Annotated in this window: 20 protein-coding genes, 2 tRNA genes and 1 pseudogene; 8 read left to right on the top strand and 15 right to left on the bottom strand. The window is 65.0% G+C overall.

The annotated features are described in order from the left end of the window. Window positions 1–41 precede the first annotated feature (41 nt). Complete coding sequence (locus U5A89_RS13180; protein ID WP_338161540.1) at window positions 42–1061, bottom strand: SPOR domain-containing protein; 1020 nt, start codon at window positions 1059–1061, stop codon at window positions 42–44. Between the two features lie 202 nt (window positions 1062–1263). On the opposite strand from U5A89_RS13180, the gene U5A89_RS13175 reads away from it, so the two are divergent. Genes U5A89_RS13175 through U5A89_RS13165 form a run of 3 tightly spaced genes read left to right on the top strand, consistent with a single transcriptional unit; the run spans window position 1264 to window position 3867 of the window. Then, complete coding sequence (locus U5A89_RS13175) at window positions 1264–1983, top strand: ParA family protein (RefSeq protein ID WP_338161539.1); 720 nt, start codon at window positions 1264–1266, stop codon at window positions 1981–1983. Window positions 1984–1994: 11 nt separating this feature from the next. Next, window positions 1995–2495 (top strand): hypothetical protein, encoded by a 501-nt coding sequence (locus U5A89_RS13170; protein WP_338161538.1) that lies wholly within the window; start codon window positions 1995–1997, stop codon window positions 2493–2495. 19 nt (window positions 2496–2514) lie between these two features. After that, window positions 2515–3867: an SPOR domain-containing protein gene (locus tag U5A89_RS13165; protein WP_338161537.1), complete on the top strand. Its 1353-nt coding sequence runs from the start codon at window positions 2515–2517 to the stop codon at window positions 3865–3867. Between the two features lie 120 nt (window positions 3868–3987). On the opposite strand, the gene U5A89_RS13160 is transcribed toward U5A89_RS13165, so the two are convergent. The 4 genes from U5A89_RS13160 to moaA form a co-directional block, all read right to left on the bottom strand. Continuing rightward, window positions 3988–4062 (bottom strand) — tRNA-Asn (locus U5A89_RS13160). 179 nt (window positions 4063–4241) lie between these two features. After that, window positions 4242–4316, bottom strand: a tRNA-Asn gene (locus tag U5A89_RS13155). A 76-nt stretch (window positions 4317–4392) separates the two neighbouring features. Continuing rightward, window positions 4393–5169 carry an NAD kinase gene (locus tag U5A89_RS13150; protein WP_338161536.1) on the bottom strand — a complete coding sequence of 259 codons (777 nt, stop codon included), beginning with the start codon at window positions 5167–5169 and terminating at the stop codon, window positions 4393–4395. Then, window positions 5166–6176, bottom strand: coding sequence for a GTP 3',8-cyclase MoaA (gene moaA / locus U5A89_RS13145; RefSeq protein ID WP_338161535.1), 1011 nt, complete (start codon window positions 6174–6176; stop codon window positions 5166–5168). Before moaA ends, U5A89_RS13150 begins: the two co-directional genes overlap by 4 nt. Window positions 6177–6312: 136 nt before the next feature. On the opposite strand from moaA, the pseudogene U5A89_RS13140 reads away from it, so the two are divergent. Further along, a pseudogene (locus tag U5A89_RS13140) lies at window positions 6313–8327 on the top strand (putative bifunctional diguanylate cyclase/phosphodiesterase). Here U5A89_RS13140 and U5A89_RS13135 read toward each other — a convergent pair. The 6 genes from U5A89_RS13135 to U5A89_RS13110 all read right to left on the bottom strand — a co-directional run bounded on the left by U5A89_RS13135 (window position 8324) and on the right by U5A89_RS13110 (window position 14782). Next, the gene (locus U5A89_RS13135) at window positions 8324–8719 is read right to left on the bottom strand and encodes an MAPEG family protein (protein WP_338161534.1); all 396 of its coding nucleotides are present in this window, start codon (window positions 8717–8719) and stop codon (window positions 8324–8326) included. The pseudogene U5A89_RS13140 and the gene U5A89_RS13135 overlap by 4 nt on opposite strands. Before the next feature lie 192 nt (window positions 8720–8911). Then, complete coding sequence (locus U5A89_RS13130) at window positions 8912–9637, bottom strand: TorF family putative porin (RefSeq protein ID WP_338161533.1); 726 nt, start codon at window positions 9635–9637, stop codon at window positions 8912–8914. Between the two features lie 13 nt (window positions 9638–9650). Next, a complete protein-coding gene (locus tag U5A89_RS13125) occupies window positions 9651–10061 on the bottom strand; it encodes a hypothetical protein (protein WP_338161532.1) in 411 nt (136 codons plus the stop codon). 429 nt (window positions 10062–10490) lie between these two features. Beyond that, window positions 10491–10790 carry a GIY-YIG nuclease family protein gene (locus U5A89_RS13120; RefSeq protein WP_338161531.1) on the bottom strand — a complete coding sequence of 100 codons (300 nt, stop codon included), beginning with the start codon at window positions 10788–10790 and terminating at the stop codon, window positions 10491–10493. A 149-nt stretch (window positions 10791–10939) separates the two neighbouring features. Continuing rightward, on the bottom strand, window positions 10940–14413 hold the full coding sequence (mfd, locus tag U5A89_RS13115; RefSeq protein WP_338161530.1) for a transcription-repair coupling factor: 3474 nt from the start codon (window positions 14411–14413) through the stop codon (window positions 10940–10942). Window positions 14414–14515: 102 nt separating this feature from the next. After that, window positions 14516–14782, bottom strand: coding sequence for an FAD assembly factor SdhE (locus U5A89_RS13110; RefSeq protein WP_338161529.1), 267 nt, complete (start codon window positions 14780–14782; stop codon window positions 14516–14518). Window positions 14783–14996: 214 nt separating this feature from the next. On the opposite strand from U5A89_RS13110, the gene recG reads away from it, so the two are divergent. Continuing rightward, entirely contained in the window at window positions 14997–17057 is a 2061-nt protein-coding gene (gene recG / locus U5A89_RS13105; RefSeq protein WP_338161528.1) for an ATP-dependent DNA helicase RecG, read from the top strand. A gap of 37 nt (window positions 17058–17094) precedes the next feature. On the opposite strand, the gene U5A89_RS13100 is transcribed toward recG, so the two are convergent. Beyond that, the gene (locus U5A89_RS13100; protein ID WP_338161527.1) at window positions 17095–17289 is read right to left on the bottom strand and encodes a hypothetical protein; all 195 of its coding nucleotides are present in this window, start codon (window positions 17287–17289) and stop codon (window positions 17095–17097) included. Window positions 17290–17631: 342 nt separating this feature from the next. On the opposite strand from U5A89_RS13100, the gene U5A89_RS13095 reads away from it, so the two are divergent. Beyond that, window positions 17632–18720, top strand: coding sequence for a mechanosensitive ion channel family protein (locus U5A89_RS13095; RefSeq protein ID WP_338161526.1), 1089 nt, complete (start codon window positions 17632–17634; stop codon window positions 18718–18720). On the opposite strand, the gene U5A89_RS13090 is transcribed toward U5A89_RS13095, so the two are convergent. Further along, window positions 18692–19048 carry a PilZ domain-containing protein gene (locus tag U5A89_RS13090; protein ID WP_338161525.1) on the bottom strand — a complete coding sequence of 119 codons (357 nt, stop codon included), beginning with the start codon at window positions 19046–19048 and terminating at the stop codon, window positions 18692–18694. The two genes, U5A89_RS13095 and U5A89_RS13090, sit on opposite strands and share 29 nt — an antisense overlap. A 164-nt stretch (window positions 19049–19212) precedes the next feature. After that, on the bottom strand, window positions 19213–20430 hold the full coding sequence (gene tyrS, locus U5A89_RS13085) for a tyrosine--tRNA ligase (protein WP_338161524.1): 1218 nt from the start codon (window positions 20428–20430) through the stop codon (window positions 19213–19215). Window positions 20431–20546: 116 nt separating this feature from the next. On the opposite strand from tyrS, the gene U5A89_RS13080 reads away from it, so the two are divergent. Beyond that, window positions 20547–21644 (top strand): anhydro-N-acetylmuramic acid kinase, encoded by a 1098-nt coding sequence (locus tag U5A89_RS13080; RefSeq protein WP_338161523.1) that lies wholly within the window; start codon window positions 20547–20549, stop codon window positions 21642–21644. A 65-nt stretch (window positions 21645–21709) separates the two neighbouring features. Next, complete coding sequence (locus U5A89_RS13075) at window positions 21710–22192, top strand: GNAT family N-acetyltransferase (protein ID WP_338161522.1); 483 nt, start codon at window positions 21710–21712, stop codon at window positions 22190–22192. A 39-nt stretch (window positions 22193–22231) separates the two neighbouring features. On the opposite strand, the gene U5A89_RS13070 is transcribed toward U5A89_RS13075, so the two are convergent. Further along, window positions 22232–23407, bottom strand: coding sequence for a vWA domain-containing protein (locus U5A89_RS13070; protein WP_338161521.1), 1176 nt, complete (start codon window positions 23405–23407; stop codon window positions 22232–22234). Between the last annotated feature and the right edge of the window lie 75 nt (window positions 23408–23482).

The raw sequence follows: 23482 nt of genomic DNA, 5'->3' as shown, positions 1-23482 counted from the left end.
GGCTCAGCCCGAACGGAAGAGAGATACCGGCTTCGAAGACCTTACATCTTCTTGGGCATACAGTCGGCACCGGCCGCCTTGATCGCGCCGCACAGGCGGGCGGCGTCGGTGCCGCTGGCGATGGGACCGGCCTGAAGCCGGGTGACGCTTCCCGCTTTGACAAGATAGGGCTGATAGGCGGACAGGCCGCTGACCTTGCGGCTGAGTTGGCTCCACAGCGCGCGAGCGCGGCCTTCTTCGCCGAATGCGCCCAATTGCACGCGCCAGCTACCCGAGGCGGCAGGAGCGGGGGCTGCGGCGCGTTCCGGGGCCGGTGCTGGCTTGGGCTTCGCGACGGCGACCTGCGGCGCGGGCTTGGGCGCCGCGGGTGCGGGGGTCGGTTTAGGCGCCGGCTGGTTGACGGTGGAAGGAGGCAAGGGAGTCGTGCGAACCGCCGAGGCGCTCTTGCGGGGCGGCGGCGGCGTGGCGGGCGTCGCAGCAGCCAAGGCCGAACCATTGTCGCCCTTTTCCATGCTCGCCGCCATCGCCAGACCCTGTTTGCGCTGGTCCTCCGGGATATATTTGTCCATCTGCTCCAGGCTGGTCGTCGCCTGCGGCAGGCCGGACGCCGAAGCGCGCGTCATCAGCGCATAGGCGCGTACCCAATCCTTGCCGAGCGTGTCGCCGTTGAACAGGGCGGTGCCGACGATATATTGCGCGCGCGGTTCGCCGCGCATCGATGCGCGCTGCAGATAGGGCATGGCGCCGGTGCGGTCGCCCTGCTGGAACATCAGCAGGCCCAGATTGTCTTCGGCGCGCAAATGCCCCTGGACCGCCGCCTTGCGATACCAGTCCAGCGCAGTGTTGACGTCGGCCTGGACGCCGCGGCCCAGCTTATAGGCCTGGCCCAGGTTGAATTGCGCGTCGGGATCGCCCGATTGCGCCAGCGGCCGCCATTCGGCGATCGCCTTGGCATAATCGCCCTGCTGCCATGCATCGACTCCCGTCTTCACGTCCGCCAGCGCGAGCGGCGCGGCGATCAGCATCGCGGCCAGCGCCGCCGTTCCCCAGATAGGCTTCATATGCACAGGCTCCAGTGCGAAAGGATAATCGATGACCGCAATGGCGAAACAAGGTTAAGGTCTTGTTAGCGTAATGGCACAAAGCAGGCGGTCCGCTCAACTATCCTGCATCGTTCAAACGGGAAGTTTCGCACGGGATTAACCAATTTTTAGCGGCAGTCGTGGCAATCCCAGCCGGAATTGAATTTCCTGGGGGGTATTCGTGCGGATTTTGGCATTGGCGTCGCAGAAGGGCGGATCGGGCAAGACGACCTTGTCGGGCCATCTGGCCGTGCAGGCGCAACGTGCCGAGGCGGGGCCGGTGGTCTTGATCGATATCGATCCGCAAGGGTCACTGGCCGACTGGTGGAACGAGCGGGAAGCCGAGTTCCCCGCCTTTGCCCAGACGACCGTTGCCCGGCTGGCTGCCGACCTGGAAATATTGCGCCAACAGGGGTTCAAGCTGGCCGTCATCGATACGCCGCCTGCCATCACCATGGCGATCCAGAGCGTGATTTCGGTCGCCGAACTGATCGTCGTGCCGACCCGGCCCAGCCCGCATGACCTGCGCGCCGTCGGCGCCACGGTCGACCTGTGCGAACGGGCGGGGAAGCCTTTGATCTTCGTCGTCAACGCCGCGACGCCCAAAGCGCGGATCACGTCCGAAGCCGCCGTCGCGCTGTCGCAGCATGGCACGGTCGCGCCGGTGACTCTGCACCATCGCACCGATTTCGCCGCGTCGATGATCGACGGCCGCACGGTGATGGAGGTCGATCCCAAGGGGCGCTCTGCTGCCGAAGTGGAGGCGCTGTGGTCCTATGTGTCGGATCGGCTAGAAAAGAATTTTCGTCGCACGGTCTTTTCCGTGCCCCAGGGCAGCGTCGGTACGATCGCCGCCCGATCGTCGGGCGGGGGCTTTGGCCGCCGCGTGATCGGCCAGTAAGGGACAGGATGATGGCGGAACCCAAACCCCTCGCGTCGCTGACCTCCGGCCTGCTGGCGCGCAAGGGCGCAGCGCAGCCGGCGATGCGCCGCCCGATGCCGGGCTTCAATCGGGCATCGAGCCTGGCGACGCCGCAGGATGATCTGGGCTGGAACGACATGGGTTTCGATGTCGAGCCGGTGCATGAACCGAGCGAGGAACCGGCCGCGCCGATCGGCCTGACGCCGATGACCCCGGCCGTGCCCGTGCCGCCGGTGGTGGTGGAGCGCACGCTGTTGGCCAAGCGGATCGCGGCCAAGGTCGCGTCGGTCCCGGCCGCGGCGGGTGGTCGCAAGACCGCCTTCACGTTGCGGCTCGACGCGGAACGGCATCTCAAATTGCGCCTGGCCTGCGCGATCACCGGGCGTTCGGCCCAGCAGATCGTCACCCAGGCACTCGATGATCTTTTGAACGACCTGCCGGATATCGACCGGCTGACTCAGCAGCTGCCGCATCTGCGCGACGGCCAGTGAATGAAAGGTGGGTAAAGTTATGAAACGCAAGACATTCGCTAAGGCGGCGCTGTCCTCGCTGCTCGTCGCGACGACTATGGTCGGCTGCACCGGTGCGGCTTTCCGCCCGTCGGCATCGACCGTCCAGCAGAAGGGCAATCCCGGCAAGCTTGCCATCGCAGCGGAAAAGGCGCTGGCCGATCGCAATGGCGCCAAGGCGGTGGAAGCCGCCGAAGCCGCCGTGCAACTGGAGCCGCAAAACGCCGCCTATCGCCAGATATTGGGCCGCGCCTATGTGCTGGCCGGGCGGTTCGCGTCCGCGCAGACGGCGCTGAGTGATGCGATGACGCTGGGTAACAGCGACGCGAGCACGATCGTCAGCCTGGCGCTGGTGCAGGTGGCGCAGGGTCGTCCGGACGACGCGCGCGCGCTGCTGGCCGCTCATGCCGATACTGTGCCTGCTGCCGATTATGGTCTGGCGATGGCGATGGCAGGCGATCCGGGCGAAGGCGTCCGCATCCTGTCCGAAGCGATCCACGATCCGTCGGCCACGGCGCGCACGCGCCAGAACCTCGCCTATGCCTATGCGCTGGCCGGGCGCTGGAAGGATGCGCGTATGATCGTGGGTCTGGACATGGAGCCGCTGGCCGCGAACAAGCGCATTTCGGACTGGGCGCAGATCGCTGAACCCTCATTGGCGCCCATGCGTGTCGCCGCGCTGATGGGCGTGACCATCAACGAGGGCGATGCCGGTCAGCCGGTCGCTTTGGCGCTGGCCCCTGTCGCGGATGCTCCCGTTGAAATGGCGCAAGCCGCGCCCGAGGTTGCGCCCTTGCCGGAAGCCCAGGCACCAGCGCCGGTGCAGATGGCGCAAGCCGATCCCGCACCGCAGCCGGTGGTGCAGCCCGCACCGGTCGCGCCCGCGCGAGTCGTCAAGGCTGCGCCTAAGCCAGTGCGTGTCGCTACCCGCGATTTCATCATCGAAGATCATAACGCCAGGCCTATGCCCGCCAAGGGCCGCGCCGAGGCTGCGCCGATCGCCCGGATGCAGCAGGCGGCCTTCATCAAGCCGGTCGCCACGGGCGCGAGCAACTGGGTGGTGCAACTGGGTGCCTATGACACAGCGGCGATCGCCAAGGAAAAATGGATGAGCATGGCGGGGCGCAGCAGCACGCTCGCCGCCTTCCCGGTGCTGACCAGCCAGGCGACGGTGAAGGGCAAGCCCTATCATCGTCTGGCGATCAGCGGTTTTGGCAGCCGCGCCGACGCCATGACAGCGTGCCGGACGATCCGCGCCAAGAGCGGCCAGTGCTTCGTGCGCGAAGGCGCGCAGGGCGCAACGCCGCAGCGCTGGGCCATCGCCACCAAGGGCCGCCAATTCGCATCACGCTGAAGCTTCTCCCCGAAGCGTAACCTGGAACGCGCGACGCCTTCGGGCTTTGCGCGTTTTTTCTTGGGTCGCGAGCGGCTGTAACTGGCGGGTGCGCCGACAGGGTGATGCCATGTCAGGAAATGGCTCCCCGAGTAGGATTCGAACCTACGGCCATTCGATTAACAGTCGAATGCTCTACCGCTGAGCTATCGGGGAACGACCGGCTTGCGCCGGACAGGCCGCGCCTATGCCGCGCACGATGGGAAATGGCAAGGGCTTCGGGGTCGCTTGATCGCAAAAATTTGGATCAGTGCAAAAGCGCGGAACGGGGCTATTCGCTTTGCGCGATACAGGCGATACGATGGAAAAGGCCAAGCCGCTTGGGCTGGAAAATGTGGCTCCCCGAGTAGGATTCGAACCTACGGCCATTCGATTAACAGTCGAATGCTCTACCGCTGAGCTATCGGGGAGCAACCCGCTTCCGCTGGGCAGGCCGCGCCTATAGCAGCGGGTTTCACGCCATGGCAAGCGCCAAATGACGGAAAATTATGCGATGAATTGTTCGGCGGCGATGCGGTCGTCCAGCGTATGTTCGGGGTCGAACAACAAGGTCAGCGGGGTGGCGCGGTCTATGCCGACCTCCACCTGGGCCACGTCGCGTACTTCGCGCTGGTCGGCCACGGCGCTGACGGGCCGTTTGACTGGGTCCAGCACGGTAAAGCGGATGATGGTGTTTTCCGGCAGGATGGCGCCGCGCCAGCGGCGCGGGCGGAACGGGCTGATCGGCGTGAGCGCCATCAGCGCCGATCCCAGCGGCAGGATAGGGCCATGGGCCGACAGATTATAGGCGGTGGACCCGGCCGGGGTCGCCACCAGGACGCCGTCGCACACCAATTCGGGCAGCACGGCGCGGCCGTTCACCTGCACCTCCAGCTTGGCGGTCTGGCGGGTTTCGCGCAGCAGAGAGACTTCGTTGATGGCAGGAATAGAGAAACGTTCGCCATCGACGGTGTCCACCGTCATGCGCAGCGGATTGACCTTGAAGCTCTTGGCCTTTTCCAGCCGCTGGTCGAGCCGTTCAAGCCGCCATTCGTTCATCAGGAAGCCGACCGTGCCGAGGTTCATCCCGAAGATCGGGACGATCCGTCGCCCCTCCAGCATCGAATGGAGCGTCTGGAGCATGAAGCCGTCGCCGCCTAGGGCGATGATCATGTCGGCCTGGTCCACGGCCACGAAATCGTATGTGGCGCGCAGTCGTTCTTCCGCCGCGCGCGCGGCCTGGGTCGGGGACGCGACGAGGGCGCGCCGTGGCTCGCTGCTCATCCGCCGGTGACGTTCATGTGGCGGCGGGTGGCCGCGCCTTCGCCTGCGCCGATGCGGAAGTCGTGGGCGGCGGGCTTCAGGCGGAGCGCCCGATCGATCAGCGGTTCGACGGCGGGCAGGCCGCCTTCGCGCAGGGCGGCCTTGAAATCGACATGGTCCTCATGGCCCAGGCACATGAAGATCTTGCCCTCGCATGTCATGCGGATGCGGTTGCAATCGGCGCAGAAATTCTGGGTGAGCGGAGTGATGAGGCCGAGTTTGATCCCCATGCCATCGACCGCGTGGTAGCGCGCCGGGCCGCCGGTGCGGTGGGAGAGGGGCGTCAGCTTGTGATCGCGACGAATCCTGTCGGCCACCTGGGTCAGCGGCAGATAATGATCGGTGCGATCCTCGCCGGTGTCGCCCAGCGGCATGGTTTCGATCAGCGTCAGGTCAAAGCCCTTGCTGCCGCACCAGCGCAGCATCGGCAGAATTTCATCTTCGTTGACGCCCTTGAGCGCCACCATGTTGATCTTGACCGCAAGGCCTGCGTCGCGCGCCACGTCCAGTCCGGCCAAAACCTGTTCGATCCGGCCGCCGCGCGTCACATGGGCGAAGCGCTCTGGGTCGCGACTGTCGAGGCTGACATTGATGCGTCGCACGCCTGCATCCACCAGCATGTCGGCATGGTCGACAAGGCGGGTGCCATTGGTGGTGAGCGTCAGTTCCTCCAGCCCCGCCCCGATATGGCGGCCGATCCGGTGGACCAGATCGCCGATATCGCGCCGTACCAGCGGTTCGCCGCCGGTCAGGCGGATCTTGGTAATGCCGCGGGCGATGAACAGATCGGCGAGCAGCGCGATCTCTTCCAGCGTCAGCACCTGATCCTTGGGCAGGAACTGCATTTTTTCCGCCATACAGTATCGGCAGCGCAGATCGCAGCGGTCGGTCACGGAGATGCGCAGATAGCTGATCCGGCGGCCAAGGCCGTCGGTCATCGGTTTGCGCGCGGGATCGGCCATGACCATGCCGACTAGCTAGGCGATGGGTCGCCCCGGCGCAAGCGCCGCCGTGGTGGGACTGCAAAGTTGCAGCCATGGCAAGAGGTCGGTAACTGCTGAATGTTAAGGGGTGACGATGCGCTGCGCCGGGAAACATTATTAAGTGAGCGGGGACCATACCGCAGACGGGCAACGCAGCCTCTTCATCCTGTCGCCGGGCGACCGCGACGGGCTGTGCCAGGCCGCGCAGCGCGTGGGGTGGCGTGCGATCGGGGCGCGACGGGCCAAGGACGCGCCGCAAAGATATCTGCATAGCGAAGCGCAGGTCGCGCTGGTGGACCTGCGATCGGGCGGGCAGGCCAATCGGCTGCTGGCGCCGTTGGTGCCGCCGATGGAAGCGGGCGGCGGAGCGTTGCTGGTGCTGGTCGATCCGCAGGATCAGGCGCATCTGCCCGCATTGCTGGCGGCGGGGGCGACCCATTATCTGGTGGGACCGGTTACGGATGGGACGCTGCATGCCGCGCTGGCGTCGGCACACCGGCTGGTGGAGCGGGTCGGCGGCGGCGCGGTGCACAACCAGCGCGCCCAGCGAATTCGGCGTGGCGACGCGCTTTATTGGGAATTGGCGAGAGCGGGATCGCTGTTGCGGCTGAGCGACAGCCTGGCGGCGCATCTGGATGTGAGCGACCGGCATATTGCTCCGTCGGCGCTGCTGCGACGGTTGCCGCGATCGGAACGGCGCGCGGTGCTGGTCGCATTGCGGGCGATGATCCGGGCGGGTCGGCCCGCTGCATTGGCGCATGGCTTGCCCAATCGGCCCGGCCAGCGGCTGGTGCATCATCTGCGGCTGGCCGACGGCGGCGTGGCGGCGGACGTCGAGTGGTTGTCCGACGGGCCAGGACGCGATAGCGAGACGCGCGATTTCCTGACGGGATTGCGATCGCGGCAGGTGGCGCTCGACTGGCTGGACCGGCGCGAGGGGCTGGCGACGACGATCCTGCTGTTGTCGATCAGCCAGTTCGACCGCATGAACGCGGCCTATGGGCAGGTGGTGGGCGACGCACTGCTGGGCCGTATCGCCCGGCGGATCGAGCGGATGGTGGACGACGTCGCGCCCGGCGCGATGGTGGCGCGGATCGCGGGCACCGAGTTTCTGGTCGGTCTGACCGGCGAGGTGGCGGGGAGCGACCGGGCGACCTTCCTGGCGCGGCAGTTGATCGGCGCGGTCGGGCAGCCGTTCAGCGCGGGCGACCATCTGATCCGGCTGACTGCGCGCTGCGGCATTGCACAGGCGCGGGCGGAAGATGACGTGACGCAGTTGCTGCGCCGGGCGGGGACGGCGCTGGCCGACGCACGGCAGGCGGGGGGCGAGGGCATCCGCATCCTCTCGGCCGAAAAGCATAGCCGCCAGGTCGATGGCGACCGGCTCGAAACGGACCTGCGGCTGGCGCTGGACCGGGGGAAATCACTATCGTATTCCAGCCGCAATATCCTGTCGCGTCCGACCGGATCAGCGGGGTGGAAGCGCTGGCACGGTGGAATCACCCGCATTATGGGCCGCTGGGCGCGGGCATATTGTTCGCCACGGCGGAACGGTCCGACTATATGCTGCCGCTGTCCGCGCATATTCAGGCCGAAGCGCTGCGGCAGGCGGCGGCCTGGCCCCGGGCGCTGTCCAACCTGCGCCTGTCGATCAACGTCACGGCCGCCGACATCGCCCAGCCGGGATTCATGGCGAGCCTGTTGGGGCTGGTCGATCGCAGCGGCTTTCCCCGGTCCCGTTTGACGGTGGAGATTACCGAAAGCGGGCTGATCGAGGATATCGGCGCGGCGTCCGCCCTGCTCACCGCGCTGCGGGCAGAGGGGCTGGCGGTGGCGATCGATGATTTCGGCACGGGCTATTCCAGTCTCGCCTATCTTAAAAGCCTGCCGCTCGACTATCTCAAGATCGACAGCGGGCTGGCGCAGGACATCGCCGGGACCGCGCGGGACCGCATCGTTGTGCGCGGGGTGATCCATATGGCGAAGTCGCTGGGCCTCAAAGTGATCGCCGAGGGGGTGGAGACGGAAGAGCAACTTGGCCTGTTGGCTCGTGAGGGGTGCGACTATTATCAGGGCTTCCTGCGATCGGCGGGGGTGCCGTCCGCCGATCTCATCAACCTGGTGCTGGCGGGTTAGACGGTCAGCAGTGGCCAGAGCGCGATGAGGATGCCGACCAGGCTGGCCATGAAGATGATGGTGCGCACGACGGGCACGCCAAAGCCGTAGAGCGGCAGATAGACGATCCGCGCGCCAAGCCAGATCCAGCCGCCCATCGCGGTCCATTCGCTGGTCTTGCCCGCCACGACGACGCCGATCAGCGCGACGATGGCGATGGGCAGGGTTTCCATGAAATTGGCTTGCGCGCGGGCGAGGCGTCCGGCGAGCGCATTCATCGGCGGCAGGCTTTCGTCGCGGGCGCCCATATTCCATTTCGGGCCATATTGTTTCGTCTTCACATGGGCGGCGGCGAAGATATGGACCAGGAGCAGCACCATGCCCCAAGCGAGAATCGTGAGTTCTACAGGCATGATGTGGTTCCCTTCGCGATCCGTTTAGCAAATTGCGGGGGTGTAGGACAGGGGGACGCCAACGCCGTTCGTTTCGAAGCGCAGTCGAGAAGCGGAAGCGTTGTGCCGGTTGCTTCTCGACTACGCTCGAAGCGAACGGAGAGGGGACGAAAAGCGAACGGAGAGAGGCGTTTCGCCGGGAACGGAGGGAGGTTACAGGGTGAGGCTTACCCTGCCGATCAGGGTTGCGCCGGCGTGGTCGCGGCCGGGGCCATCGATGTTGCTGTTGGCGTAGCGCAGGCCGGTGGACCAGCGGCCTTTGGTGTAGTCGATGCTGACGCCATGGTCCCAATAGGTGCCGTCCGGCCGCAGACGGGCGGCGCGGAAGGGATCGCGAACGTCGCCCGAGGATCGGCCGATCCGGGCCGAGACGGTGAGCGGCGTGCCGGGGATGGCGGTGGCGGCCGACGCGGACAGATAGAGATTGTCGCCGCCGATCGCCGATTGGCGCGGCGCGTAGCTGGCGGACAGGTCCAGGCTGGCCGGGCCGATCAGGAAGCCTGCCCCCGCACCGATTTCGCCATAGCCCCAGCCGTCATCATTGGCGCGCGATGCGCCGGGGAAGAGGTGGTAGCGCCCCTCCGCCGTCAGCCGGAAGCCGCCCAACTGCCGGGCATAGGTCGTGCCAAGATCGATCACCGCATCCGCGCCACCATGGCGACCGCTGGCCCACAATGTCGTCGCCGCGCCGTCTAGGCTGAAGCCATCGGCGATGGGCACGGAGACGGCACCGCGCAGCACCGGATCGCCATCGCTCCAGCTAAGGCCGCGGCGGCGTTCGTCGCTGGCGGCTTCGAGCGTGATGGCGGGGCCGGACGCATATTGGGCGGCGGCCGGAAAGGCATGGCCGATGAGCAGAAGCGTGCCGAGCCATGCCATGCGGCGGTTCGGTTCAATTGGCGGCAAGGTTGCGCACCGCGTCGAGTTCGGCCAGCAGCGGCGCCCGATCCTGATCGGCCACAGCCATCAGTTGCGCATGGATGCGGTCCTGATGCTGGGCCAGCACCCGTTGTTCGATCTTTGCGCCGCGCGTGCAGGCGCCCGCTTCGCTGCCGGAAAAGCGCGTATCGCTGGGAAGCGTGCGGGCCAGCGCCGGACCATGGTCCAGTTTGCGATCGACGACCACCGTGGCGGTCCAGTTGCAGCGCTGCATATCCATGCGATTAGGCGTTTTTGCGCCGACCGTGCGGGTCTGCACATCGGCGCGGGCGGTGTAGGTCGCCTGCATCCTGGTGCCATGATGCTCTATCGGAATGCTGTGCGTCGCGGCGGCGGCGGCGATCGCGATCAGAGTGATGCTCATGTGAAGTCTCCTGCGATGACGCCATGCTTTGGTGCCTGGTCGTCGGATCTAGATTTAGGTTTGACCTGTTGCTGCTTCTTTGCCGGATGATGAGGAAGGGCGATTTGACGCGTGGGCCATGGTGACGCGGCACTGGCGAAGTTCACACCATCGTAGGGTGGAGGTTTGCTGGCAAAAGTGGCGGGAAAGCTGGGATGGAGGTGCCGTAGGGTTTGGGTTGCGCTTCCCCGACGCGCCTGGAGGGTCAGTGCGATGCACCGCCGACGCGCCTTGTAGGTCGCATAGTTAATCGGATGTTGGAAGGCGCGCGTGGTGTGAAGGCGGGACTGGTCCATTGGGTAGGATAAGCAGCAGGCGGGGAGTAGGAAAGAGGGAGGTGGCTTGTCCTCAATCGTCACCCCGGGCTTGACCCGGGGTCCCGCTACCTTGCTAGGTGAGCATTTCAAACATATCCCGCCACTCGGGATTGATTTTTTCAATCAACTCAAATTTCCATTGCCGCCGCCAGCGCTTGATGCGTTTTTCCTGCTCGATACACGCCACGATGTCGTCGCCGCGTTCCGTCCAAACGAGGCGGCGGAGAGCATAGCGCGCGCAAAAATCCGACCCGTCGCCGGAGCGGTGCTGATGGATGCGCAGGGTCAGATCGGATGTCACTCCGACATACATCGTGCCGCGATACCGATCGGCCATGATATAAACCCAGCCGCCCCGTCGTGCGCGTTCCATCGCTGGAGGATCTAAGAAGCGGGGCCCCGGGTCAAGCCCGGGGTGACGGATTGGGGGCTTGCGGGTTTTTGCTCCGATGGGGCTGATGCTCGCTGCGCTCGCTACCCACCCCCGGCCCCTCCCTGGAAGGGAGGGGGGGCGTATGTCTTTCACCCTGCCGCTTTCGCCAGCCCCTTCGACAATTGCAGCGCGCCGTTGAGCCTTGCCTGTGGGTCGGGCCAGGCGCGGTTGACGACGACTTTGCTGTCGGGGCGCAGGCGGGCGACGCCGTCGAGGCGCTGGACATAGGCGATGAGGCCAGCCGGGTTGGGGAAGCGGTCTTCGAAGAAGCTGACGAGCGCGCCCTTGGCCCCCATGTCGATCTTCGAGATGTTGGCGGTGACGCAATTCTGCTTGATCTCGATGATCTTGAGCAGGTTTTGCGTGGGCAAAGGCAGCTTGCCGAAGCGGTCGATCAGTTCGGCGGCGAAGGATTCCAGGCCACCCCGATCCTCGATCTCGTTGATGCGGCGGTAGAGGCCCATGCGCAGGTCGAGGTCGGGCACATAATCGTCGGGGATGAGGATGGGCGCGTCGACGCTGATCTGGGGGGAGAAGCTGTCGCTGCGTTTCTCGATCCCGACCCCGCCTGCCTTGGCGTCCATGATCGCCTCTTCCAGCATCGACTGGTAGAGTTCGAACCCGACTTCCTTGATATGGCCCGACTGTTCGTCGCCGACCAGATTGCCCGCGCCGCGAATGTCGAGGTCGTGGGAGGCGAGTTGGAAGCCTGCGCCCAGCGTGTCGAGGTCGGACAGGACTTTCAGCCGCTTTTCCGCGGTTTCAGTGATGATGCGATTGGCGGGCGTAGTGAAATAGGCATAGGCGCGGGTCTTCGACCGGCCGACGCGGCCACGCAGCTGGTAAAGCTGGGCGAGGCCGAAGCGGTCGGCACGGTGGATGATGAGTGTGTTGGCGCTGGGGATGTCGAGGCCGGATTCCACGATGGTGGTGGAGAGCAGCACGTCGTAGCGCTTGTCGTAGAAAGCGGACATGCGCTCTTCGACATCGGTGGCGCTCATCTGGCCGTGGGCGACGATGGCCTTGATTTCCGGGACTTCGTTGCGCAGGAACTCCTCGATCTCAGTAAGATCGGCGATGCGCGGGACGACGAAGAAGCTCTGGCCGCCGCGATAATGTTCGCGCAGCAGAGCTTCGCGGATGACGACGCCGTCCCAGGGCATGATGTAGCTGCGCACCGCGAGGCGATCGACCGGCGGGGTTTGAATGACGGAGAGTTCGCGCAGGCCCGACATCGCCATTTGCAGCGTGCGCGGGATGGGCGTGGCGGTGAGCGTCAGGACGTGGACGTCGGTCTTGAGCGACTTCAGCCGTTCCTTGTGGGTGACGCCGAAGCGCTGTTCTTCGTCCACGACGACAAGGCCCAGGCGTTTGAAGTCCAGCCCCTTGGCCAGCAGGGCGTGGGTGCCGATGACGATGTCGATCGTGCCGTCGGCCAAGCCCGCTTTGGTCGCTTTCGCCTCCTTGTCGGGGACGAGGCGGGAGAGGCGGCCGATATTGACGGGGAAGCCGCGGAAGCGCTCCTCAAACTGCATATGATGCTGGCGCGCTAGCAATGTGGTGGGGCAGATCAGCACGACCTGCATCCCGGCCATCGCTGCGACGAAGGCGGCGCGCAAAGCGACCTCGGTCTTGCCGAAGCCGACATCGCCGCAGACGAGACGGTCCATCGGCTTGCCTGCGCCAAGGTCTTCGATCACGTCGCTGATCGCGCGGTCCTGATCGTCGGTTTCCTGATAGGGGAAGCGATCGACGAAGGCGGGGTAACCGGCATGGTCGGGTTCGGCCACGGTGGCGGCGCGCAGGGCGCGGGCGGCGGCGGTTTTCAGGAGTTCGCCCGCGATTTCGCGGATGCGCTCCTTCATCTTGGCCTTGCGCCGCTGCCAGGCTTCGCCGCCCAGCTTGTCGAGGCTGACGCCTTCGTTTTCGGAGCCGTAGCGGGAGAGGACTTCGAGATTTTCTACCGGAACGTAGAGTTTGTCGCCGCCGGCATAGGTCAGGGCGACGCAATCATGCGCGGCCTTGCTGACCGGGATTTGCGTCAGCCCTTCATAGCGGCCGATGCCGTGATCCATATGGACGACGAGATCGCCGGGGGAGAGGGTGGCGAGTTCCTGGAGGAAAGCGTCGGCGCTTTTTTTGCGCTTGGCGCGGCGGACGAGGCGGTCGCCCAGCATATCCTGTTCGGTGAGGACGGCGATGTCGGGCGCGGTGAAACCATGGTCGAGCGGCAGGACGGTGAGTGTGACGCTGCCTTTGGCGGCGATGCCGAGCGCTTCCTGCCAGCCGTCAGCGGTGGCGAGGCGGGAGACGTCATGGTCGGCGAGCAGGCCGGAGAGGCGCTCGCGTGCGCCGAGCGAGTAGCTGGCGATGATGATTTTCTTCTTATCGCGGCGGAGCGCGGCGATATGCTTGCCGACGGCTTCGTAGACGTTGGTGGTTTGCGCGCGTTCGGGGGCGAAATCGCGGGGGCCGTCTACGGCGAAGTCGAGGACGGTGGCGCTTTCGGGTTCATGGAAGGGCGTGCTGGCGTGCATCGGCAGGGTGGCGACGGCGGCGTCCCACTGAGCGGCGTCAAGATAGAGGGTGTCGGGCTTGAGTGGGCGGTAGGCGCCGGGATCTGACGTCTTCGCCTGGATGCGGTTGGCGTGATAGTCGCGGATCGCTTCGAACCGGCTGTCGGCGGCCCCTGCGACGCCATGGTCGCGGATGATGACGGCCCCTTCGCCCAGATGGTCGGCTAGGGGGACCAGCTTGTCTTCGAACAGGGGAAGCCAATGTTCCATGCCAGCCAGGCGGCGGCCTTCGCTGACCGCCTGATAGAGTGGGTCGCCGGTCGCGGTGGCGCCGAAGGTTTCGCGGTAGCGGCTGCGGAAGCGCTTGATCGTGTCCTCGTCCAGCAGCGCTTCGGAGGCGGGGAGGAGGGTGAAGCCGTCGACGCTGCCGGTGGTGCGCTGGTCCGACGGATCGAAGCGGCGGACGGTCTCGATCTCGTCGCCGAAGAAGTCGAGGCGCAGCGGCTGTTCCTCGCCGCCGGGAAAGAGGTCCACGATGCCGCCGCGAATGGCGAACTCGCCCCGGTCGTGGACCGTGTCGGTGCGGACATAGCCGTTGGCCTGCAGCATGGCGGCCAGCGTCTGGATCGCGATCCGTTCCTTGGGCGCGAGTTTGGCGACCAGTTGCCGCACGCGGAAGGGGGTGAGCGTGCGCTGGGTCATGGCGGCCAGCGTGGTGAGGACCAGTTGCGGGCCTTTGGGTGGCGCTTGTAGGGCGTAGAAACCCGCCAAGCGCGCGGAGGCGGCGCGGAGCGAGGGGCTGGCCCGGTCATAGGGCAGGCAGTCCCATGCGGGGATGTCGATCATCTCGATCTCCGGCGCGAAATACTGTGCCGTGTCCGCGATGGCGCGGGCCTGCTGCTCGTCCGACGCGACGAAAACGGCGCGGCCGCCAGCGGCGCCTGCTGCCCGGGCGATGTCGGCCAGCAGCCAGGGCTGGAAGCCTGCGGGGACGCCGGACAGGGTGAGGGGCGCCTTTGCCCGCAGGATTTTCTGGAGATCGGTCATTTTGTTCTAGTCATTCCCGCGGAGGCGGGAATCTATCTCCCAGCCTGTCGCCCAATTGATCCGTTGGGAGATGGATCCCCGCCTTCGCGGGGATGACGAACATCAGTTCGTGATTTTCACGAAATCGAGTTTCAGGAATTTGTCCATCATCGGGCCTTTCCATGCGTCGGGGACCGGAATGGTGCCGAGCGCCCAGCCGATGATGTCGGCATCCTGTTCTTCCATGAAACGTTCGAACCAGGCGATCTCCTCCGCGTTCCATTCGGCATGATAGCGTTCGAAGAAACCGCCGACGCTATAATCCGCTTCGCGCGTGCCGCGGTGCCAGGCCCGGAATTTGAGGCGGCGCATCAGGGGATCGTCGTTCATGGTCATTCTCGTTTCCGTTCGTCCTGAGTAGCCATTGAACGAAGTCGAAATGGCGTATCGAAGGATCAAGCCCATGGCAGGATGCTTCGATACGGGTCTTCGACTTCGCTCAGCCCCTACTCAGCACGAACGGGAGTAGGGTTGAGCAAAAGCAGCCGGGCGGAACGTGCGTTTGAGTATATGTTCTGCCTGGAGTAGAGCGCGTCAGATAGACATGCGACCCGATATTCTCAATCCGCTCTTTGCCGAAATATCCCTGTTCAAGGGGATCGGCCCCGCGCTGGCCCGTCCGCTGGAGCGGCTTAGGCTGGCGCGTGCGGTCGATGTCGCCTTTCATCTGCCCGTCAGCTGGGTGGACAGGCATCTGACCGACCGGCTGGACATGGCGGACGCCGGGCGCGTGGTCGGGATCGAGCTGACGCCGGTGGATTATCGCGCCAGCGGGGGCGCGCGGACACCGTTTCGGGTGCAGGCGGTCGATCGTTACGGCAATGCCGTCAGCCTGGTCTATTTCGGCCGGAATAGCGGCTGGCCGCGCAAATTGCTGCCATTGAACGAAGCCAAATTCGTGTCGGCCAAGCTGGAAAGCTATGGCGAGACGTTGCAGATGGTCCACCCTGACGTGTTGGCGCCTGAAGAGGCCAGCACGGTGCCCGCGCGCGAATCGGTCTATGGACTGTCGGAGGGACTGACCAACAACCGGATGCGCGATATCGTGGCGCAGGCGCTGAGCCGAGCGCCCGACCTGCCCGAATGGATCGAACCGAGCCTGTTGGCGCGCAAGGATTGGCCGTGCTGGCACGACGCGCTGACGCGGATTCATGCCGATCCGGCGGACGCTGTGGCGCGTGAGCGGCTGGCCTATGACGAGATTTTCGCGGGGCAGTTGGCGCTGATGCTGGTGCGGCAATCGTCGCGGCGTCGGCGGGGCGTGCCGATCGAGGGGGATGGGCGGCTGCGCGCCATGTTGAAGCTGCCTTTCGCGCCGACCGGGGCGCAGCGGCGGGCGACGGCGGAGATCGAGGGCGACATGGCGCAGGCGACGCCGATGCTGCGGTTGCTGCAGGGGGATGTCGGGTCGGGCAAGACTTTGGTGGCGTTGATGGCGCTGCTCAATGCCGTAGAGGCCGGGATGCAGGGGGCGATGCTGGCCCCGACCGAAATCCTGGCGCGGCAACATTATGAGACGCTGCGGAAAATGGCGTTGGGCCTGCCGGTCGAGATCGCGATTTTGACCGGGCGCGAGAAGGGGAAGGTGCGCGAGGCGACGCTGATGGGGCTGGCGGACGGGAGCATCGACATGCTCGTCGGCACCCATGCGATCTTTCAGGAAGCGGTGCAGTATAAGGCGCTGGGGCTGGCCGTGATCGACGAGCAGCATCGCTTCGGCGTGGCGCAGCGGATGATGCTGGCGAGCAAGGCGGAGCGGTCGCCGCATCTGCTGGTGATGACGGCGACGCCGATCCCGCGCACGCTGACGTTGACCTATTATGGCGAGATGGACGTATCGCGGCTGGACGAGATGCCGCCGGGGCGGCAGCCGATCCAGACCTTGGTGATGGCGGCGAGTCGTCTGGACGAAGTGGTCGATGCGCTGGCCCGCCATGTCGAAGGGGGCGGGCAGGCCTATTGGGTGTGCCCGCTGGTCGAAGAAAGCGAGACGAGCGACCAGGCGGCGGCGGAAGCGCGGGCGGAGTCGCTGCGTGGGCGGTTCGGGGATCGGGTTGGCCTGGTCCACGGGCGCATGAAGGGACCGGACAAGGACGCGGCGATGGAGGCCTTCGCCGCCAATCGGAAGCAGATATTGGTGGCGACGACTGTGATCGAAGTGGGGGTGGACGTGCCCAATAGCAGCCTGATCATCATCGAGGGCGCGGATCGTTTTGGGCTGGCGCAGTTGCACCAGTTGCGCGGGCGGGTGGGGCGTGGCGACAAGCCGTCGGTCTGCCTGCTGCTACGCGGCAATGCGCTGGGCGAAACGTCGCGCGCGCGGCTGGCGCTGATGAAGGATACAAATGACGGGTTTCGGATCGCCGAGGAGGATCTGAAGCTGCGGGGGGCTGGTGAAGTGCTGGGCACGCGCCAGTCGGGCGAGGCGGCTTTGAAGATCGCGACGCCTGAGCATGTGGCGGCCCTGGTGGATAGCGCGCGGGACGACGCGCATCTGCTGATCGAGCGCGATGGCGGGCTGGACAGCGCGCGCGGGCAGGCGGCGCGGATTTGTTTGTATTTGTTCGAGAAGGATGCGGCTGTTGGGTTGCTAAGGGGCGGGTAGTTGGAAGCGCACGAGAATTGCTATTGCGGGCGTCCGTTCAACAAGCCAGCATGGCGCGATGACAACCACGCCCGACATCATCACGCAATTGGCGTTGCCTAATATTGATGCTGTCACTTTCTACAAGCGGCACGAGATCACTACCGACCTTATCTGTTGCGATGTTGCAATATCCGATCACATTTGGACGTTTCATGAGGAACAAAAGGGTTAGGACGAACTGATTGCCCATCTCGCAAGGTTGCCGGGCTTTCGCGCTGATTGGTATGAGGCCGTCGTCCAGCCTCCTTTTGCAGCAAGTCAGACAATCGCATTCGATCGGTGCTGATCGGCCAAGAGCCGCATTATTCCCCCTCCCGCGAGCGGGAGGGGAATGACAGGAACCAACCTTCTCGTCATTCCCGCGAAGGCGGGAATCCATCTCCAGATATTGCGCCAAGCACCAAGTTGGGAAGATGGATCCCCGCCTGCGCGGGGATGACTGTGCGGAGGTCGAGGGGCCGCTCCCCTTACAAAGCCTGCCGATCATACCGCACCTGCGAAACAAATGCCCGCTCGGTCGCGTTGCCCCTGCATGACCGATATCAGCCTGACCCATATCACGTCGACCGCCGCCTTCTCCATCTCGGCTGCGGTGGTGTCTGCGTTCCTGATCCATTGGGCGCTTTATGCCGTGGCGTTGCGGGTCGTGCGGCGGCGGATGGACCCGGTTTTGTTGCCGGCGATCTTTCAGCCGACGCGGTGGCTGGTGGTGTTGCTGGCGCTGGGGGCGGGGTTGCAGCCGCTCGATATGGGGCGGCGGATTGAGAGTTTGTGGTCGATCGGGTCGAAGATGGTGTTCGCGCTGCTGGCCGGGTGGCTGCTCCTGCGGCTGATGCGGGCCATGCGGATCATGATCGAGCGCGGCGCGGATATCAGCGCCGAGGATAATCTCAAGGCGCGCAAGCGGCATACGCGGGTGCGCATTCTTTATCGGATCGCGCAGAGCATCGTTGCGGTGCTGGTGATCGCGATGATGCTGATCGCGATTCCGGGCGTGCGGACGATCGGCGTTACGCTGGCGGCGTCGGCGGGCCTGGTCGGCTTGGCGGTGGGTGCGGCCGCGCAACCGGCGCTCAAGAATTTGATCGCGGGCATCCAGATGGCCTTTTCCGAGCCGATAAGGCTGGACGATGTGGTGATCGTGGAGGGCGAATGGGGACGGATCGAGGATATCACGCTGACCTATGTCGTCGTGCGCATCTGGGACGACCGACGCATGGTGGTGCCGGTATCCTATTTCCTGGAAAAGCCGTTTCAGAACTGGACGACGAAGACATCCGACCTGCTGGGCACGGTGTTCCTTTATGTTGATCCTACCGCAAATGTGCCGCGCATCCGGGAAAAACTGATCGAGGTGACCAAGGCGAACCCGCGCTGGGACGGGCGGGTGGTGCTATTGCAGGTGACCGATCATCGCGCCGATGCGCTGGAGTTGCGGTGCCTGTTGTCGGCGCGCAATGCGGGCGTGGCGTTCGACCTGCGCTGCGATGTGCGCGAGGCGATGCTGGACTATCTGCGCACGGATATGCCTGAAGCGCTGGTGCGCGGGCGTCAGCGTATGGAGGCCGGGGAGGGCTTTACCCCGATGCGCGTCACCAGCCTGTCCGACGCGGCGGCATGAGCGCGCGAATCGCGCCGTAGATGGTGGGCGTGATCGGCTGAAGAAATTCCATACCGACGCGATGATCCTCTACCCAGCGGATGTCTGCGGGATAATGTTGGAGGATGGGGAGCCAGATGCTGATCTGCTCGCCTGCCGCCAGCGGCTCTTCGCAGCGGCACATCAGGCCGAGCGCGGAAATGTTGATGATGCGGACGCCGTGGTTTTGACCCCGCGCGGTGATGTGGCTGACCATGTCCACCAGATCGCGGCTGGCGCGGCGCTGATCGACCGACGGATCGCGTGAGCGCAGCACATGGCCGAGATTGGCGAAGACCGATGAGGACATGGAGCCGAGCCTAGGGGCGCGGATGTGGAGGCTTTGATAGGAAAAAGGGTTAATAGGGCGGCAAGGCTGTTTGGTTCTTTCTAAACGTGCCGTGGTTTCGCGCAGGCGGGAACCCAGTCGAAAAGGCGGGACTGGGTTCCCGCCTGCGCGGGAACACGGAGGAGTTAGGCGATGACCAGGCCGTGCTTCTTTGCGCCGAAGCTTAGCTTGTCGCCGGGCTGAAGCGTGACGGCGGGGTCGGTGATGACCTGGCCGTTCACGCGGATCGCGCCTTCGGTCAGCTTGCGGCGGACTTCCTTGTTGGAGGGCGCAAAGCCGAGGGCCGTGGTCGCCTGCACGACGGTGAGGCCGTCCGTGCCCAGGCTGACGGTCGGCAGGTTCGCGTCCGACGCGCCTTCCTCGAATGTCTTGCGCGCGGTTTCGGCGGCGGCGGTGGCGGCGTCTTCGCTATGAGCCATCGCGGTGGCGGCGTGGGCGAGGATTTTCTTCGCCTCGTTGATCTCCGCACCCTCCAGCTTTTCCAACCGGGCGATTTCCTCCAGCGGCAGGTCGGTGAAGAGGCGCAGAAAACGACCGACATCAGCGTCCTGCGTGTTCCGCCAGAATTGCCAATAGTCATAGGCGGGCAGGGCGTCGGCGTTCAGCCAGACCGCGCCGCTCATGGTCTTGCCCATCTTGCCGCCATCGGCTGTGGTGATGAGCGGGCTGGTGAGGCCGAAGACCTGGGTGCCGTCCACCCGGCGCGACAGTTCGACGCCGTTGACGATATTGCCCCACTGGTCGGAGCCGCCCATCTGCAGGCGACAGGCCGATCGGCGCGACAGCTCCAGGAAATCATAGGCCTGGAGGATCATATAGTTGAATTCGAGGAAGCTGAGCGACTGTTCGCGGTCCAAGCGCAGTTTCACCGAATCGAAGCTGAGCATCCGGTTGACCGAGAAATGCTGGCCGATGTCGCGCAGAAACGGGATATATTCGAGGCGGTCCAGCCAGTCGGCATTATCGACCATCACAGCGTCGGTGGGGCCTTCGCCAAAGGTCAGGAATTTTTCGAACACCCGCTTGATGCTGGCGACGTTCGACGCGATCGTGTCGCCGGTCATCAGCTTGCGCGCTTCGTCCTTGAAGCTGGGGTCGCCGATCTTGCCGGTGCCGCCGCCCATCAGCACGATGGGCTTGTGCCCGGCCTGCTGCATGCGGCGCAGCATCATGATCTGGACCAGGCTGCCGACATGGAGCGACGGTGCGGTCGGATCGAAGCCGATATAGCCCGGCACCACCTGACGCGCGGCAAGGGCGTCGAGACCCTCCGCATCGGTCTGCTGGTGGATATAGCCGCGCGCGTCGAGCAGGCGGAGGAGATCGGACTGATAGTTGCTCATGGCGCGCGCCTGTAGCATCGCGGCCCAGTTACGAAAAGCCTTCGCTTGTCGAAGGGCGTCGCTTGTCCGTAAGGAAGAGGCTTCGACAGGCTGAGCCCGAACGGAAGTGTTTAGATATGGCGCAATCGACTTTGGCAATCGGCCTGATGTCCGGCACGTCGCGCGACGGGATCGATGCCGCGCTGATCGAGACGGATGGGGAGGGCGTGGTGCGGCCGGTCGCGTTTCACGCCATGGCCTATGATGAGGGTTTTCGCGTGCGGCTTGCCGAGGCGTGCGCGCGGGCGATGGCGATGGAGAGGCCGGGGTTTGAGCCGCTGATCGCGTCGGTCGAGGCGGAACTGACCGAGCGGCATGTGGAGGCGGTCGCGGACCTGCTGGGGCGGGGCGGCTATATCGCGCAGGATGTGGGGGTGATCGGCTTTCACGGGCATACCGTGGCGCATCGGCCTGAACGGGGGTGGACCTGGCAGATCGGCGATGGCGCGGCGCTGGCCGGGGCGTTCGGGATAGCGGTGGTGGGCGACCTGCGCAGCGCGGATGTGGCGGCGGGCGGGCAGGGTGCGCCGTTGATGCCGGTCTATCATCGTGCGCTGGCGGCCGGGTTGGTGCGGCCCGTAGCGGTGCTCAATCTGGGCGGGGTGGCGAACATCACCTTTATCGGGTCGGACGACACGCTGATCGCGTTCGACACCGGCATGGCGAGCGGGCTGATCGACAACTGGATGCAAACGCATGGCGGTGTGGCCTATGATGCTGGCGGCGCCTGCGCGGCGCGGGGACGGGTGGACGATGCGCGGCTGGCGGCGATGATGGCCGATCCCTGGTTCGCAGCGCCCCCGCCCAAGAGCATCGATCGCGAGCAATATAGTATCGATGCGGTACAGGACATGAGCCTGGAGGATGGCGCGGCGACATTGACGGCGTTCACGGCGGCGGCGGTGGCGCGGGGGGTGGATCATCTGCCCGAGCGCCCAGCGCGCATCTATGCGGCAGGCGGCGGACGGCATAATGCGACGTTGATGGCGATGCTGGCAGAGCGGACCGGGGCGGCGATGCTGCCGGTAGATGGGCTGGGCTGGGACGGCGACGCGCTGGAGGCGCAGGGTTTTGCCTATATGGCAGTGCGGCATCTGGCAGGCTTGCCGATCAGCTTTCCCGGCACGACCGGTGGGTCCGCGCCGATGACGGGCGGGGTGCTGTATCGGGCGTGAGGGTTTGGATGTGGTTTGCCAGATTGGCGATTGCCTGACCCGAGCCGGGATCCTACAGGCGCGCGATGTTGATCCGCCCTGCCCGTCCCGAAGATTACGCTGCAATTTGGGACATCATCGCGCCGACCATCCGCGCGGGTGAAACTTATGCGTTGCCGCCTCAAATGAGCGAAGCCGACGCGCTGGCCTATTGGCTTGGTCCGGACAAGGAGACCTTCGTCGCGGAGGATCAGGGCGCGATCGTCGGCACCTATTATATCCGCGCGAACCAATCGGGCGGCGGCGATCATGTCAGCAATTGCGGCTATATGACCAGCGCAGCGGCGACGGGACGGGGCGTGGCGAGACGCATGGGTGAGCATTCGCTGGACCATGCCCGCGCGCGCGGATTTCGTGCGATGCAGTTCAACTTCGTGGTCAGTAGCAATGAGCGCGCCGTCGCCCTGTGGCAGAAATTGGGTTTCGAGATCGTCGGGCGATTGCCGCTGGCCTTTCGGCATCCGGCGCATGGCTATGTCGATGCGCTGGTCATGTTCAGGCCGTTATAGGGCCGCTTTTAACGGTTATCGAGGCGATCTAAATACCCGTCACCGCTTCCGCGTCAGTTCGCGCATCGCTTCATCGATGCCCGCGATCGTCAGCGGATACATGCGGTCGGTCATCAACTCGCGGATCATCTTGGTCGACTGGCTGTAGCCCCAATGGGCCTGCGCCGCCGGGTTGAGCCAGATGCAGGCGGGGTAGTTATGGGTGACGCGCTGCAGCCAGGTTGCGCCCGCCTCCTCGTTCATATGTTCGACGGAGCCGCCGGGATAGCTGATCTCATAGGGACTCATCGCCGCGTCGCCGACGAAGATCACTTTGTAATCATGGCCATATTTATGGAGGATATCCCAGGTGGGTATGCGCTCGGCGAAGCGGCGGCGATTATCCTTCCACACGCCTTCGTAGAGGCAATTATGGAAATAGAAAAATTCCATATTCTTGAATTCGCCCGTCGCGGCGGAGAAGAGTTCTTCGCAAAGCGTGATGAATGGGTCCATCGATCCGCCGACGTCGAGGAAGAGGAGCAGCTTGACTGCATTGTGGCGTTCCGGGCGCATGCGGATGTCGAGCCAGCCCTGGCGTGCGGTGCCGCGTATGGTTTCATCAAGGTCCAGTTCGTCCGCTGCGCCCTCTCGCGCGAAGCGGCGCAAGCGGCGCAGGGCGACCTTGATATTGCGGGTGCCCAGTTCCTTGCCATTGTCCAGATTGGCGAACTCGCGCTTTTCCCAGACCTTGATCGCGCGCTTATGCCGGGATTCGCCGCCGATGCGGATGCCTTCGGGATTATAGCCGCCATGGCCGAAGGGCGAGGTGCCGCCGGTGCCGATCCACTTATTGCCGCCCTGATGGCGGCCCTTCTGCTCTTCCAGCCGCTCTTTGAGCGTTTGCATGATCGTGTCCCAGTCGCCCAGGGACTGGATCTTTTCCATCTCTTCGGGGCTGAGATATTTTTGCGCGACCAACCGCAGCCATTCTTCGGGGATGGCGGTTTCTTCGCCTTCCTGACCCAACACGCCCTTGAAGACTTTGGCGAACACCTGGTCGAAGCGGTCGAGCAGCCCTTCGTCCTTCACATAGGTGGCGCGGGCGAGATAGTAGAAATCTTCCGGCCGCCGGGCGATGACGTCGCGGTCCAGCGCTTCGAGCAGCAGCAGATGCTCCTTGATGCTGGCATTGATGCCGGCGGCGCGTAGCGCGTCGAGAAAGTTGAGCAGCATGGCATTGCTTGTCGGACAGGGCGGGCGCGGATGCAAGCCGCGCCGTCCGCGCCGCCTATCCCGGCAGATTGTCCG

Source organism: Sphingobium sp. HWE2-09, assembly GCF_035989265.1.
GTDB lineage: Bacteria > Pseudomonadota > Alphaproteobacteria > Sphingomonadales > Sphingomonadaceae > Sphingobium.
This window is presented reverse-complemented; position numbering and strand designations above follow the sequence as displayed.